Annotated in this window: 11 protein-coding genes and 1 pseudogene; 7 read left to right on the top strand and 5 right to left on the bottom strand. The window is 69.1% G+C overall.

What is annotated here, in order from left to right:
* The first annotated feature begins 48 nt into the window (after positions 1 to 48).
* On the top strand, positions 49 to 1,275 hold the full coding sequence (gene epsE, locus D7V88_RS30935) for an exopolysaccharide biosynthesis GT4 family glycosyltransferase EpsE (protein ID WP_120544221.1): 1,227 nt from the start codon (positions 49 to 51) through the stop codon (positions 1,273 to 1,275).
* Positions 1,276 to 1,403: 128 nt separating this feature from the next.
* Here the strand turns inward: epsE and D7V88_RS30940 are convergent, their stop codons facing one another.
* Complete coding sequence (locus D7V88_RS30940; RefSeq protein ID WP_120544222.1) at positions 1,404 to 2,243, bottom strand: hypothetical protein; 840 nt, start codon at positions 2,241 to 2,243, stop codon at positions 1,404 to 1,406.
* Positions 2,244 to 2,637: 394 nt separating this feature from the next.
* Here D7V88_RS30940 and D7V88_RS30945 point away from each other — a divergent pair, with 394 nt between their 5' ends.
* The gene (locus D7V88_RS30945) at positions 2,638 to 3,186 is read left to right on the top strand and encodes an RNA polymerase sigma factor (protein WP_120544223.1); all 549 of its coding nucleotides are present in this window, start codon (positions 2,638 to 2,640) and stop codon (positions 3,184 to 3,186) included.
* Positions 3,187 to 3,188: 2 nt separating this feature from the next.
* Here D7V88_RS30945 and D7V88_RS30950 read toward each other — a convergent pair whose 3' ends face one another.
* Positions 3,189 to 4,841, bottom strand: a complete 1,653-nt coding sequence (locus D7V88_RS30950; protein ID WP_244238487.1) for a mechanosensitive ion channel family protein — start codon at positions 4,839 to 4,841, stop codon at positions 3,189 to 3,191.
* Positions 4,842 to 4,995: 154 nt separating this feature from the next.
* Between D7V88_RS30950 and D7V88_RS30955 the strand changes: the two genes are divergently transcribed.
* Positions 4,996 to 6,054: a cation diffusion facilitator family transporter gene (locus D7V88_RS30955; protein ID WP_120544224.1), complete on the top strand. Its 1,059-nt coding sequence runs from the start codon at positions 4,996 to 4,998 to the stop codon at positions 6,052 to 6,054.
* Between the two features lie 7 nt (positions 6,055 to 6,061).
* Here the strand turns inward: D7V88_RS30955 and wzy are convergent, their stop codons facing one another.
* Positions 6,062 to 7,645, bottom strand: a complete 1,584-nt coding sequence (gene wzy, locus D7V88_RS30960; protein WP_120544225.1) for an exopolysaccharide repeat unit polymerase — start codon at positions 7,643 to 7,645, stop codon at positions 6,062 to 6,064.
* 58 nt (positions 7,646 to 7,703) lie between these two features.
* Between wzy and epsH the strand changes: the two genes are divergently transcribed.
* The 4 genes from epsH to D7V88_RS30980 are packed head-to-tail and all read left to right on the top strand — an operon-like array spanning position 7,704 to position 10,489.
* The gene (gene epsH, locus D7V88_RS30965) at positions 7,704 to 9,014 is read left to right on the top strand and encodes an exopolysaccharide biosynthesis glycosyltransferase EpsH (protein ID WP_120544226.1); all 1,311 of its coding nucleotides are present in this window, start codon (positions 7,704 to 7,706) and stop codon (positions 9,012 to 9,014) included.
* 43 nt (positions 9,015 to 9,057) lie between these two features.
* Positions 9,058 to 9,498, top strand: coding sequence for a hypothetical protein (locus D7V88_RS42685; RefSeq protein ID WP_158625190.1), 441 nt, complete (start codon positions 9,058 to 9,060; stop codon positions 9,496 to 9,498).
* Between the two features lie 57 nt (positions 9,499 to 9,555).
* Positions 9,556 to 9,996: a hypothetical protein gene (locus D7V88_RS30975; protein ID WP_120544228.1), complete on the top strand. Its 441-nt coding sequence runs from the start codon at positions 9,556 to 9,558 to the stop codon at positions 9,994 to 9,996.
* Positions 9,971 to 10,489 carry a heavy metal-responsive transcriptional regulator gene (locus D7V88_RS30980; RefSeq protein WP_120544229.1) on the top strand — a complete coding sequence of 173 codons (519 nt, stop codon included), beginning with the start codon at positions 9,971 to 9,973 and terminating at the stop codon, positions 10,487 to 10,489. The genes D7V88_RS30975 and D7V88_RS30980 overlap by 26 nt, the downstream gene beginning before the upstream one ends.
* Positions 10,490 to 10,510: 21 nt before the next feature.
* Here the strand turns inward: D7V88_RS30980 and epsU are convergent, their stop codons facing one another.
* Both epsU and epsV read right to left on the bottom strand, forming a co-directional pair.
* Positions 10,511 to 11,722 carry an exopolysaccharide biosynthesis GT2 family glycosyltransferase EpsU gene (gene epsU / locus D7V88_RS30985; protein ID WP_120544230.1) on the bottom strand — a complete coding sequence of 404 codons (1,212 nt, stop codon included), beginning with the start codon at positions 11,720 to 11,722 and terminating at the stop codon, positions 10,511 to 10,513.
* A gap of 49 nt (positions 11,723 to 11,771) precedes the next feature.
* A pseudogene (gene epsV / locus D7V88_RS30990) lies at positions 11,772 to 13,205 on the bottom strand (PCP family exopolysaccharide biosynthesis protein EpsV); the annotation flags it as partial.
* Positions 13,206 to 13,254: the final 49 nt, after the last annotated feature.

The following is a 13,254-nucleotide window of genomic DNA, read 5'->3' on the forward strand; positions in this document are numbered from 1 at the left end:
GGCTTCCGGGGGGCCGGCGGTGGGGGCCGGGCGTGTTAAAGAAAGCGCGTGCAGAAGATCGGCTACCTGATTCCCGAGTTCCCCGGGCAGACCCACATCTTCTTCTGGCGCGAGCTGCAGGCGTTGCCGGGGAAGGGCGTCTCACCGGAGCTGGTGTCCACCCGCCCGCCGCCCGCGCGCATCATCAGCCATAGCTGGGCCCGCGAGGCCATGACGCGCACGGAGTACCTGGCGCCGCCGGGCCCGCTGGGCGTGCTCCAGGCGGCGCTGGAGATTGCCCGGGCCATGCCCACGGGTTGGGCGCGGTGTCTGGCGTCCATCGCGAGGGCGGAGGGCCTGGACGCGAAGGGCCGCGCGCAGTTGGTGGCATTCGCGGTGATGGGCGGGCGGCTGGCGTCGCTGGCGCGCGAGCGCGGCTGGACGCACGTGCACGTGCATTCGTGCGCCAACGCCGCGCACGTGGCGATGTTCGCGCACCTGTTGTCGGGGCTCACGTACAGCATGACGCTGCACGGGCCGCTGGATGACTACGGGCCGAACCAGCGGGAGAAGTGGCGGCACTCGAAGTTCGCCTTCGTCATCACGAAGAAGCTCCTGGGGGAAGTGAACCAGGAGTTGGCGGGGAGCCTCCCGTCGCGCATCGAACTGGCGCCCATGGGCGTGGAGCTGTCGCGCTTCCAGCGCACGGTGCCCTACGAGCCGTGGTCCGGTGAGGGGCCGCTGAAGCTGTTCGCGTGCGGCCGGCTGAACCCGTGCAAGGGGCACGTGGACCTCATCGACGCGGTGGGGATGCTGCGCAAGAAGGGCATCGACGCGCGGCTGTCCATCGCGGGCGAGGACGAGGCGGGCGGCACGACGTACCGCAAGGTGCTGGAGGCGAAGCTCGCGAAGGACGGCCTCCAGGACGCGGTGACGCTGCTGGGCGCGGTGAGCGAGGACGTGGTGAAGGACGGCATCCAGCGCTCGCACATCTTCGCGCTCGCCAGCCTCCAGGAGCCGCTGGGCGTGGCCATCATGGAGGCCATGGCGATGCGCGTGCCCGTGGTGGTGACGGGCGCGGGAGGCGTGAAGGAGCTGGTGGACGACGGCGTGGACGGCGTGCTGGTGCAGCCGCAGGCCCCCGTGGAGCTGGCCCAGAAGCTGGAGAAGCTGTCGCGCGACCCGTCCGAAGCGATGCGCCTGGGCGAGGCGGGCCGGCTGAAGGTGGAGAAGCAGTTCAGCAGCGAGCGCAGCGCGGACATGCTCGCGGCGATGCTGGGCGCGCGGCCGGCATAGGCGTGCCCCTGGGGGGCCGTGGCCTGGTCGGCGCACGGCCTCTTCCAGCAGCAGTGCGCGATGCGGCGCGCGGGTTCCACGGGTCGCCCGGTCAGTGACCGGCGCATCCTTGTTGCCCGGATGCGGAGTCAGGGCGTCTCGTACAGGGCGACCACGCCATTCAGGGAGGGCCCCAGACCGAAGGTGGTCGGGTTCTTGATGATGACGGAGCCCATGTTCTCGATGGTGCACTGGCTGCGCAGTGTCTGGGCCTCTCCGACGTCCTGGCAGCCGGAGCCGCCCACCCACTCGAGCGTGATGCCGTTCATGTTCCCGCTCGAGGAGCGCACCTGGGCCTCGATTTCATAGTGGCCCTGGTTGAGGCTCCAGCTCACCCGGCTTCCGTCGTTGAGCAGCAGGGGGTGTGACTGGAGCTTGCGCACCACCGTCACCGGCGTGGTGGAGGTCCGGTCTCCGGCGGAGACGAGCAGGTTGGCGGTGCCCACGCTCACGGGGGTGAGCGTGCCGGAGTCGACGCGGAAGATGGACGGGTTGGAGGACGTCAGCGTCAACGGTACGTCCTGCAACACGTCACCGCGCACGTCCCTCGCGGACACCTCCGCCACGACGGGGGCGTTGGGGATGATGAGTCGCAGGGCCTTGGGCACCCGGAGCGTCTCCACCAGCCGGCAGCGCAGGGGCTCCGTGTGAGTCACGGGCCCCACGGTCACGGAGAGCACCCCGTCGCCAGAGTCCAGACAGCGCAGGCCCGCCGAGGACGTGACGACCGCCAGCCCCGGTGGCGTCACGGCGAAGGTGGGACGGGCGTCCGCCAGCAGGTCACCCCCCTGGGTCGACACCCGGGGATTCAGGGGCAGCTCGTGGGACGACAGCACGTAGCCGGGCAATTCGAACTCCACCCGTGAAGGAGACCGGTCACAGGCCCATGCGGACAGCACCACCGGAACGACGAGGACGAAGCGCTTCATGACTCTCCAGGAAGTCGAGGACCCTGGAGCGTCCTGCAGATGTCCCGAAAACACCCTCACCCGAGGGTGGTATCGGAAACGGGCCTGCCCGCGAAGTCCGGACACCGTTCCGTCGGATCCGGTCAATGGCCCCGGAGGGCCATGGGGACTGAAACAGGCCCGGGTGATGACTGTCTGTCATTCCAACAAAGGGGCTGTCGGAAATCCCGGCGCCCCTGCCCCTGTTGGACACCTGAAAGACAGACACTGGATTCATTCGTGACAGCCCGGTTGGAAATCACGGGGTGGGATAGGTTTTCCAGACAGTCTGGGTAAATCCGGGAAAGAAGGCTCTGTCCGGCTTGGAAGGCTTTGTCATCATGGTCGTGCACGGACGCCGCTCGGGGGGCACTCCATGGCTGACGCAGAAACGCAGATGTTCGCAATCCTGGTCATTCAATTCCGTTCGGGGCTTCTGAAGCACGCCCGCCGCATCCTGGGGAACACCGCGGATGCGGAGGACCTGGTGCAGCACGCGCTGGACGAGGCGTGGAAGGAGCGGCTGCACCTGCAGGGGGCGGAGGCGTTCCGGGCGTGGACGGGGCGGGTCATCAACACGCGAGCCATCAGCCTCTTGCGGCACCACCGCGCCGAACAGCGCAAGGCGGTCAACGCCGGCTGGGTGACGGCGCTGAGCGATGAGTCGGACGAGCAGGAGGGCGGCGAGCTCTGGACGTTCATCCAGGAGAAGGACCTGAAGGAGGCGGTGGAGGGCCTGCCGCCCCAGCAGCGCGAAGTGTTCCACCTGCGCGCGCAGGGCCGCTCCTACGTTAGCATCGGCGCCCAGGTGGGGCGCTCCACCGGCACGGTGGGCTGGTGGCTGCATCAGGTGCGTGAGCAGCTTCGCGAACGGCTGTTGCCCATCGCCGAGGAGCGCCGGCTCTCCATCGGCGCGTGGCACTGAAGTCAGCGCGGAGGTTCCACCCGGGCGTTGTTGCCGGGCCGCGCTGGCATGAGCCCCAGGCCCTGGGTCTTCTCCTCCGGGAAGGCCAGGTGGCTGGCCTCGGCGCGCAACAGGGGCAGGCCGTGGGGCTGGGCCTGGAGGAATGCGACCAGCTTCTCCCGCACGAGGCAGCGCAGGTCGAAGGCCTTGCCCGCGTCGGACGCGCTCACCAGGGCGCGCAGCTTCATGGTGCGCTCGCTCAGGTCCGTCACCTGGAGCCCGTGGGCCTTGCCATCCCACAGGCCCTTGGACTCCTCGTCCAGGATGCGCTTGAGCTCCGCGCGCACCGCGGGCACGTCGGTGCGGAAGTCCACGTAGAGCTCCGCCGTGCCCAGGATGTCCGGGGACACCTTGCTCCAGTTCTGGAAGGGCTTCTCCAGGAACTGGGTGATGGGGATGACCAGCCGGCGCAGGTCCCACACCTTCACCACCACGTAGGTGAGGGTGATCTCCTCCACCCAGCCCCACTCGTTCTCCACGATGACCGTGTCGCCAATGCGGATGGGCTGCGTGATGGACAACTGGATGCCCGCGAGCAGCGTGCTGATGGACTTCTGCGCGGCCAGACCAATCACCAGGCCGGCGAGCCCCGCGGAGGCCAGCAGCGACACGCCCACGTTGCGCACCGCTTCGAACTGGAGCAGCAGCAGCGAAGCGGCCACCAGCACCACCGCCACCTCCACCACCCGGCGCAGGATGGACAACTGCGTGCGCAGCCCACGAACGCGCGCCACGTCGGAGCCTTCCGGGGACTGGGCGACCTTCGTCTCCAGGAAGCGCGCCGCGCGGGTGAAGAAGCGCAGGAGGAACAGCGCTGACGCCACGATGATGATGGATCGAGCCCCCAGGTCCACCGTGCCCTGCGCCGGCGGGGGCAGCATCAAGAGCCGAGCGCCCGTGGCCGCGATCAGCGACCCCAGCATGTGGCGCATCGGCCCCTTGCCCGCCGCGAGCAGTTCGTCATCCCAACCGGACTTCGTCAGCCCGGCGGCACGGGCCCCCACGCGCAGCACCAGCGCTTCGCCCAGTTGACCCAGCACCCACGCGCCCGCGAGCAGCACCGCGAGTCCCAGCCACTGCCACGCCTCCAGCACCCACAGCGGGCGCGTGAAGAACACGGGCGGCAGGCGCTCCAGGAGCGGCGAGCCGTGCTCCTGGAACAGCGTGTCGATGGCGCCCACCGTGTCCGCGCTGAAGACCCAGACGGGGCCCCCTTCCGCGTCCACGCGCTCCAGGATGATGTCCTGGGGCCCCCGGGCGGTGGCCACCTGTCCCAGCACCTCGCGGCGGGCCCGCTCTCCCGGTCCCGCCGGCTCCCGGCCGATGCGCGCGAAGTCCAGCCACAGCGTCCGGTCCAGCACCACCACCAGCCGCCGCGCCAGCTTCAGGCCCTCTTCCGCCTGCGCCGCCGGGGGCACCCGCGACAGGTCCAGGTACTGCGGCGCCCGGAGGGCGTCCCGGGCATGGGCCGCGTCCAGGAACCCCGCCGCCGTCGCCGCGGGCGTGCGCCGGTCCACGTCCAGCGGAGGCGGCGGCAACCCCGCGTTCAGCGCGAAGGCCCCCACGGGCCCCAAGAGCAGCAACAGCCACAGCCACGGCGGAACGGAACGGCGCACGGCACTCCCCAATCTCGGGCTAGATTATTTGAGAACAAACAATCACCTCGAACCCGGGCTGTCCACCGGTGTTGACGCGCAGGGCCAAGGGCTGGACGGGCAGGGAGGGACCGGGCCTGCCGCGTTGCGTCGTCATGGTAGGTTCAAGACCTCCATGGCCGCTCCTGCTTCGTCGCTCAAGGCCGTCATCGTCGCGTTGTCGGGCAACGTGTTGGTGACGCTCATCAAGTTCATCGCCTTCCTGCTGTCGGGTTCGGGGGCGATGTTGTCGGAAGCCATCCACTCGGCGGCGGACACGGGCAACCAGGTGTTGTTGTTCCTGGGGTTGAAGCGGGCGGCGCGGGTGGAGGACGAAGCGCATCCGTACGGCTACGGCGGCGAGCGCTTCATCTTCGGCATCCTGTCCGCGTCCGGCATCTTCTTCGTGGGCTGTGGGGTGACCGTGTACCACGGCATCCAGTCGCTCCTGCATCCGCACGTGGCGGAGACGGGCGTGGTGACGTTCGCGGTGCTGGGGGCGTCGTTCCTCATCGAAGGGGGCGTGTTGCTGTTCGCGGTGTTGGGGTTGAGCAAGCAGGCGAAGGCGGTGGGCGATCCCTTCTTCAAGTTCGTGCGGCACAAGGCGGATCCCGCGTCGGTGGCCATCCTGTTGGAGGACGGCGCGGCGGTGCTGGGCCTGGTGCTGGCGACGGCGGGCATCGCGCTGGCGCACGTGACGGCGAACCCGGTGTGGGACGCGCTGGCGTCGCTGACGGTGGGCGTGCTCCTGGGGCTCATCGCCCTGTACCTGATGGTGGAGAACCGGGAGTTGTTGCTGGGGCGGTCGGTGCCGCCGGACGTGGAGCAGCGCTTCGAGGAGCTGCTGCGCGCGCGGCCCAGCCTGGCGGATCTGCACGACGTGAAGACGCGGCAGCTCACGCCGGAGTCGTACCAGTTCAAGGCGGAGTTGCGCTTCAGCGAGGCGTTCGTGGCGGCGAGGCTCGCGGAGGCGCTGCCGCCGCAGGGTGTGCCGCCGCAGGGTGCGGAGCGCGCCCGCGTGTTGACCGAGGCGGCGCGTCACCTCATCCGGACGTTGAGCGAGGAGATCGACGCCATCGAGGCGGAGATCCGCCGCGTCATCCCGCAGGCGAAGCACATCGACCTGGAGCTGGAGCACCTGAGCGCCGCCGCCATCGCGGCGGAGGCCGCCGAGGGCCGTTCGTTGGTGGGCTGACGCCCCGTCACGCCACCTGTCCCGCGTCCACCGTCACGGGACGCGGTTCTTCAGGAGGCGGAGGCTCCGCGCGCTTCAGGCCCAGCACCTTCTCACGCTGGGGCCACGGCCACGCTCCGGTCACCATGGACAGCTTGCCCGCGATGACCGACATCACGGCCACCTGGAACGTGCAGATGTACGAGATGATGCCCATGTCTCCGAACACCTGATTCAGGTACGACGCGACCACGCCCACGATGACCAGACAGGCCGTGCGGTGCTCCGCCGCGTAGGCTCGATGGTACGAGCGCGCTGCCAGGTACACCGTCACCACCAGGTACATCCACACGCCCGTGAACCCCAACCACCCGCCGAAGGCCAACAGGCCCAACAGCGAGTTGTGCGGGTGGAAGCGGTACGTGGGGAACACGAACGCGATGTTGGGCAGCGGGTAGGGCTCCAGGAATTCGTGCCCGTAGCCCGTGCCCAACAGCGGGTTGGTGTTCCACGTCGCGATGAGGTTCAGGTTCTCGATGTCGCGGTAGTCCAGCTCTCCTTCGGCGTGCTGACCCTCGATGATGGAGCGGAAGGTCGCCACCGGCTTGAACACGCCACTGCTCGAATTCCACCCCACCAGGAAGTACACGATGAGCAGCGGCGAACACGCGATGAGCCCGCGCGTGATGAACTTCTTCAGCGGCGTCCACGGGTTGAAGAAATACGCGGCCGCGAGTCCACCCACGAGGCTCACGTACGCAAGCCGCCGGTCGTTGAAGAACATCCCGATGCCCACCAGGATGATGATGAGGATGCCCCGGATGGCGTGGCCGGACCGCGGCTTCTCCAGCCACCGCGCGATGCAGATGGTGATGGCGCAGATGAACGTCATCGAGTCCGAGTGGCAGGTCGTGTACTCGACCTCCAACCCCTGGGCCGGGATGACCACGAGCGCGAAGTACGTGCTGACCGCGGACTTGGTGAGCGCCGCCAGGATGATGGTGCGCGCCACCACGGGCCAGTCCTCCGGCCCGCGCAGGCTGTAGTGGTACATCATCGCCACCAGCGGGAGCACGGCGGCCTGGTGCCACTGCCAGAGCGAGTTCTTGATGTCCCCGCCCCGGATGATGCCCCACACCTCCATCCACATGATGGAGAAGAAGGAGATGGCCAGCACCACCGCCAGCGGCCGGGGGATGGGCACCACGGGCGGGTCGATGGTGGACTTCTTCGCCCGCCGCCAGATGCCAATCCCAATGGACCCGATGATGAGCCCGTCGATGAGCGGGAATCTCAGGGCGCCAATGCCCACCAACTCATGCATCTGGGTGAAGAGCAGCTTGCCCAGGGGGAACAGCGGCGAGGGCCAGAACATCGACTGGGGGCGCTCGGGTGTGTAGTCCACCGCGAGCACCAGGTAGAGCACCGTGAGCGCCAGGTAGCGCAGCGGCAGCTTCCAGATGACCCACGCCACCGTGAGCGCCAGCGTGGGCGCCAGGGTCACGATGGGGTCGCCATTACCCACGGCGGCGGCGCCCAGGGTGACGGCTCCCAGGCCCGCGACCATCACGATGTACTGGAGCCAGGCGGCGCGGGAGGGTGCGAAGGTCATCGGACGGTGCGGGGGAGGCTATATCCCGGGCCCGGGTTGGGATAGATGCGGAAGGCGTATGGCTGGCTCCCGACCCCGCGTCCTCCTGATTGCTGAGCTGTGCAACCCTGACTGGGTGAGCGTCCCCCTGGAAGGCTGGTCCCTGGCCAGGGCACTCGCCGAAGTGGCGGACGTGCACCTGGTCACCCAGGTCCGAAACCGCGAGAACATCCTCAAGCAGGGGCTCGTGGAGGGAAAGGACTTCACGGCGCTGGATTCGACGCCGGTGGAGCGCCCGCTGGAGAAGGTGGGCGAGGTACTCCGGGGCAAGGCGGGCGTCGGCTGGACGACAGCCACGGCGCTGAGCGTGCTGCCGTACTACTACTTCGAGGAGCTGCTCTGGCGGCGCTTCGGGGACCGCATCCGCGCGAAGGAATTCGACGTGGTGCACCGCTACACGCCCATCAGCCCGACGACGCCCAGCACGCTGGCGGCGCGGTGCGCGGAGGCCGGGGTGCCCTTCGTGATGGGCCCGATGAATGGCGGCCTGCCGTGGCCCAAGGGCTTCGGGGACGCGCGCGTGCGTGAGCGCGAGTGGCTGAGCTACATCCGGGACGTCTACAAGCTGATGCCCTTCTACAAGTCGACGCGGAAGAACGCGGCGGCGATGATGATGGGTTCGCGGGCGACGCGCTCGCAGTTGGCGGCGGAGTACCAGGACAAGACGGTGTACATCCCGGAGAACGCCATCGACGTGCGGCGCTTCGGCGCGTCGAAGGCGGAGGCACCGAAGCCGGGCGAGCCGCTGCGGGTGGCGTTCGTGGGGCGCTTCGTGCCGTACAAGGGCATGGCGATGCTCATCGACGCGGCGGCGCCGCTGGTGCGCGAGGGCAAGGTGGTGGTGGAGCTCATCGGCGACGGCGCGGAGATGCAGAACCTGCGCGCGCAGGTGGCCCGGGGTGGGCTGGAGAACGGCGTCACGTTCGCCGGCTGGGTGAAGCACCAGGAGCTGCAGGGCCGGCTGGCGAAGAACCACATCTTCGGCTTCCCGAGCGTGCGCGAGTTCGGCGGCGCGGTGGTGGCGGAGGCGATGGCGCTGGGGTTGGTGCCCATCGTGATGGACTACGGTGGTCCGGGCGAAATCGTGAGTCCGTCCACGGGCTTCGCGATCCCCATGGGGACGCCGGACGAAATCGTGCATCGCGTGCGCGGGGTGCTGGAGAAGCTGGTCGCGGATCCGTCCGTGATTGGCCCCATGGGTGAGCGCGCGCGGGCGCGCATCCAGAAGCACTTCACGTGGCGCGCGAAGGCGGAGCAGGTGCTGGAGGTCTACCGCTGGGTGTCCGGCGAGCGTGGACAGCCGGACTTCGGGATGCCGCTGGCGGACTGAGGTTCGCGGGAGGGGGCTTGTCGCTGGGGGTAGAGTTCCCCGCATGAGCCCCGACTCCTCCCTGCTTCGCCGCATCATCCGTGGCAGCGCGCTGTACGACCTGGTCGTCACCCTGCCGTTCGCCACGCCGTGGACGGCGGAGGTGGCGCTCTCGCTCATGCGCCAGACGCACGAGGCGCTGTCGCTGGGCGGTGAGGCCATGCCGTTGTTCACGGCCATGCACCTGTTCTTCGTCTCCCTCTTCGGAGTCCTCGCGGTGCTGTGGGCGGCGGTCCGTGTCATCCAGCCGACCGCGTTTCATGGCGCCGTCGACACCGTGGGCCGGGCAGTGGTCGCCACGTGGATGGTGCTCGCGCTGTCGCAAGGCGCGACGCAGGTGCTCATCGCGTTCCTCGTGATGGAGCTGGCGGGGATGTTCGCGCAGGGCGGCCTCCTGCTGGCCGCGCGGAAGGTCCGTGAAGGCGTTCCCGCGACGACCCGGTGAGGTCCGTGCGAGGGGCGCTTGCCTCTGCACCAAGGTGCAGGGGTTAGGGTTTTCTGCATGAACCCTGAGTCCTCCCTGTCCCGTCGCGTCGTCCTCGCCAGTGCGCTGTATGACCTGGTCGTCACCCTGCCGTTCGCCACGCCTTGGACGGCGGACGCGGTGCTCTCCGGCGTTCGTTACGTGCACCACGCGCTGTCGCTGGGCGGGGAGGCACTGCCTGCGTTCACGCCCACGCACCTGTTCTTCGTCGCCCTCTTCGGCACCATCGTGTCGCTGTGGGCCGGCGTGCGGATCCTCCGGCCCTCCGCGTTCCATGGGGCCTTCGACACCGTGGGCCGGGCGCTGCTCTCCTCGTGGATGATCTACGCGCTCTCACAGGGGGCGACGCAGGCGCTCGTCGCCTTCCTGGTGCTGGAGCTGGCGTGGATGTTCGCGCAGGGCGGTGTCATCCTCGGCACCAGGAGATGGCGTGATGGCAGCCTCGCGACGGTCCGTTGAAGTTCCCCCGATGGTGCCCCTGCGCATCGGCGCGCTGGCTCGCGCCGCGGGCGTGAAGCTGTCCACGCTGCGCTTCTACGAGCGGCGCAGGCTGCTCACTCCGTTGGAGCGCAGCGAAAGCGGCCAGCGCCTGTACGGCCCGGAAGCCGTCATCCGCGTGCGCTTCATCCGCCGCTCGCAGGAGCTGGGCTTCACCCTGAAGGAGGTCTCCGCGCTCCTCGCCGTGACCGACCGGCGCGGCACCCCCACCCGGGATGTGACCCGCTTCGCGGAAGAGAAGGTCCAGGCCATCGATGCCCGCATCGAAGACCTGCGCCGCATGCGTCGCGCCATCACCACCCTGATGGCCGAAGGCTTCTGCGCGGAGGACACCGTGTGCCCCATCCAGGTGTCGCTGGGTGCTCCAACGCTGGTGACGGCCCGGAAGCCTCGGACCCCGTCACCTGCCTCCGTGCGGAGTCCGCGCCGACGGTCCACGTCCGTCGGCGCCTGACTTCCGCGTGGGCCCTGCGTGCTACGGCCGCTCCGCCTCGCGCGTGGTGCGCACCCACTCACCGCGCTTCTCCGCGCCGGGGCCTCGCACCATCAGCCACACCTTCCACACCACGTAGATGGGCGCCCACGCCAGGTCCAGCAGGCCGCGCGCGCCCACGCCGGACACCCACCAGCCGCGCAGCACGTACAGCGCCAGCGACGTGAGCCCGAACGCCGACAGCGCCGAGGCCGCCACCGCCGTGCCGCCCGACAGCCACACGATGCCGGTCGCCAGCACCGAACCCGCCACCGTCGCCAGCACCAACTGGCTCAGGGGCGGCACCAGCACGTCCATGGACAGGTCGAACAAGAGCCCGCTCTTCTGCTTCAGCGCGTCGCTCAAGAGCGGCCACCCGTGCAGCTTGCGCATCTGCGCGCGGCCACCCTCCCAGCGCTGACGCTGCGAACGGCTCTGCTTCTCCGCCGTCACCATCTCGCCCAGCACCTCCGCCTCCCAGGCGTAGTGCACGCGGTGCCCCGCGCGCGCCAGACGGATGCCGTACTCCAGGTCCTCCACCACGCTGAACGCATCGTGGGGCACCTGCTTGAGCACCGCGTGCGTGAAGCACATGCCGTTGCCGCGCAGGCCGCAGGACACGCCCATCCGCTCGCGCCCCATGGAGCGCACCCGGTGGAACATGCCCAGCGCGATGGTCATCAGCCGCGTGCGCCATGACGCCGTGGGGTTCATCACCCCGTAGTGCGCCTGCGCCGCGTGCGCCCCGTCCTCCAGCCGGCGGGAGAACGCGTGCAGCAGGTTCGGCGTCACCACCGTGTCCGCGTCCACCACCACCACCGCGTCCGCGAAGCCGTCCTTCTGGCTGCGCTCGAAGGCGTGCGCCAGCGCGTAGCCCTTGCCGCGCTTCTCCGCGTCCTGGCGCTCCAGCACCGTGGCGCCCGCCTCGCGCGCCTTCTGGGCCGTCGCGTCCGAGCAGTTGTCCGCCACGACGATGATGCGCCGCAGGTCCGTGGGGTAGTCCACCGCGGACAGGTTCGCCACCGTCCGCGCGATGCCCAGCTCCTCGTTGTGCGAGGGAATCACCACGTCGAACTTGCGCACCGCGGGCGACGGCGGCACCGGCGCCGCCTTGCGTCCCGAGAGCAGCGTCAGCAGCAGCAGGTAGCCGCAGCCTCCCGCCACCGGCAAGAGGCCCACGCACAGCGCCACGTCCACCCAGGTCCAGACCGTCACAGTGTCACCCCCGCGCGCGTCGCCTCCAGGCCACGGCGCGCTTGAACCTTCAGCGGCGTTCCAGCTCCGCCAGCACCGGCATCTTCAAGATCCGCTCCACCTGCCACTTCTCAAGGATCCGGCGCCGCATGATGTCCAACGCCACCGCCGCGAACACCGCCAGCGCCACCCCGCCCACCACACCCGCGATGGCGATGAGCTTCGGGTTCGGCTTGGACGGCTTCTCCGGGAAGAGCGCCGGCAACAGCACGCTGTAGCGGTGCTTCATCGACACCTTCGAAATCTCCAGCTCCGTCTGCGCCTGGTCCAACCGGCGCAGCTTCTCCTGGTGCCGCATCACCACCATGCGCATCCGGTCCGTCGCCACCGCGATCTCCGGATCATCCGGTGTGCCCAGCATCGCGCCCGCCATGGGGCCGCCAAACCCCGCCAGGTTCGTGCCCTCCGTGGTGGTGGACTCCACGTCCGTGCCGCCCATGCGCAGGTACTCCTGGATGAGCGACTGCTCCTCCGCGCGCAACGACGTGAGCTGCGGCGAGTCCGCCTGCATCGTCGCCACCCGCTGCTCCAGGTCGACAATCACCGGGTGCTGCGGCGAGAAGACGACGCGCTGTTCGGCAAGCTGCGAGCGCAGCTCCGTGAGGCGGCGGCTCCTGAAGTCCTCCACGTCGCGGATGGCGCGGCGCTTGGCCTGCACCAGGAACTTCAACTGCGCGAGCGCGTGGTCCGTCTGCAACAGTGCCTGCCGCGCGCTGGCCTGCTTGGGGTCCGCTTCCCGCTTCTTGCGGCGCGCGTCCGCCTGCTTCACCGCGCGCTCCAGGTCGGCGATGGCCTGCTTGATGTTCGCGGCCTCGTTCTCCACCTGGGACTTCAGGATGTTGACGGACTCCGTGATGGCGCCCATCTCCGAGTCGTGCCGCATGTCGAGGAAGTTCTGCGACGCGGCCTCCACGATGTTGAAGGCCATCTGCGGGTCGCTCCAGTCCACCCCGATGGTCACCGTGCCGGAGCCGCCCTCGGCCATCACGTTGAGGCTGGTCTCCAGCATCGCGATGAGCGCCTCTTCCTTGTCCGCGTCGGACATGGGGGGCGGCGCCTTCTTCGTGTACTGCTCCTTCAGGCGGCTGATGGGCGACCGCATGTTGTCCCAGTACTCGATGAGCTTCGCGTTCTTGACGACGGACTTGAGGTTGCCCCGGCTGAGCACCATCTCCCACGCGGCGCGCGTGGGCTGATCCGCCTCCACCGGGATGGAACGCCCCGGGTTCACCAGCGAGGAGATGATGAGGTTGCGGTACGTCAGCATCCGCGTTTCGACGTGGTACTTGCGCGGCATCAGCTTCGCCGCCGCGGACCCCAGCGCGCTCATCACCGCGATGATGCACAGGCCCAGGAACCAGTGCCGCAGCACCGCCCGGCGCACGAACCCCAGCCCGTCGAAGAGAAAGCCCCAGTCGATGAGGTCCGCTGGCGCGTTCGTCTCCTCGCGCTCGGGGACGTACGGCGGGGGCGGGGCGGAGTCTGTCTCTTAT

Source organism: Corallococcus terminator (assembly GCF_003611635.1).
Classification (GTDB): domain Bacteria; phylum Myxococcota; class Myxococcia; order Myxococcales; family Myxococcaceae; genus Corallococcus; species Corallococcus terminator.

Bases quoted from the DNA above. Each gene is read 5' to 3' on its own strand.
- D7V88_RS30975 (WP_120544228.1), top strand. From the start codon at position 9,556: ATGAACCCTGAGTCCTCCCTGTCCCGTCGCGTCGTCCTCGCCAGTGCG.
- D7V88_RS30980 (WP_120544229.1), top strand. From the start codon at position 9,971: ATGGCAGCCTCGCGACGGTCCGTTGAAGTTCCCCCGATGGTGCCCCTG.
- D7V88_RS42685 (WP_158625190.1), top strand. From the start codon at position 9,058: ATGAGCCCCGACTCCTCCCTGCTTCGCCGCATCATCCGTGGCAGCGCG.
- wzy (WP_120544225.1), bottom strand. From the start codon at position 7,645: ATGACCTTCGCACCCTCCCGCGCCGCCTGGCTCCAGTACATCGTGATG.
- D7V88_RS30955 (WP_120544224.1), top strand. From the start codon at position 4,996: ATGGCCGCTCCTGCTTCGTCGCTCAAGGCCGTCATCGTCGCGTTGTCG.
- epsH (WP_120544226.1), top strand. From the start codon at position 7,704: ATGGCTGGCTCCCGACCCCGCGTCCTCCTGATTGCTGAGCTGTGCAAC.
- D7V88_RS30940 (WP_120544222.1), bottom strand. From the start codon at position 2,243: ATGAAGCGCTTCGTCCTCGTCGTTCCGGTGGTGCTGTCCGCATGGGCC.
- D7V88_RS30945 (WP_120544223.1), top strand. From the start codon at position 2,638: ATGGCTGACGCAGAAACGCAGATGTTCGCAATCCTGGTCATTCAATTC.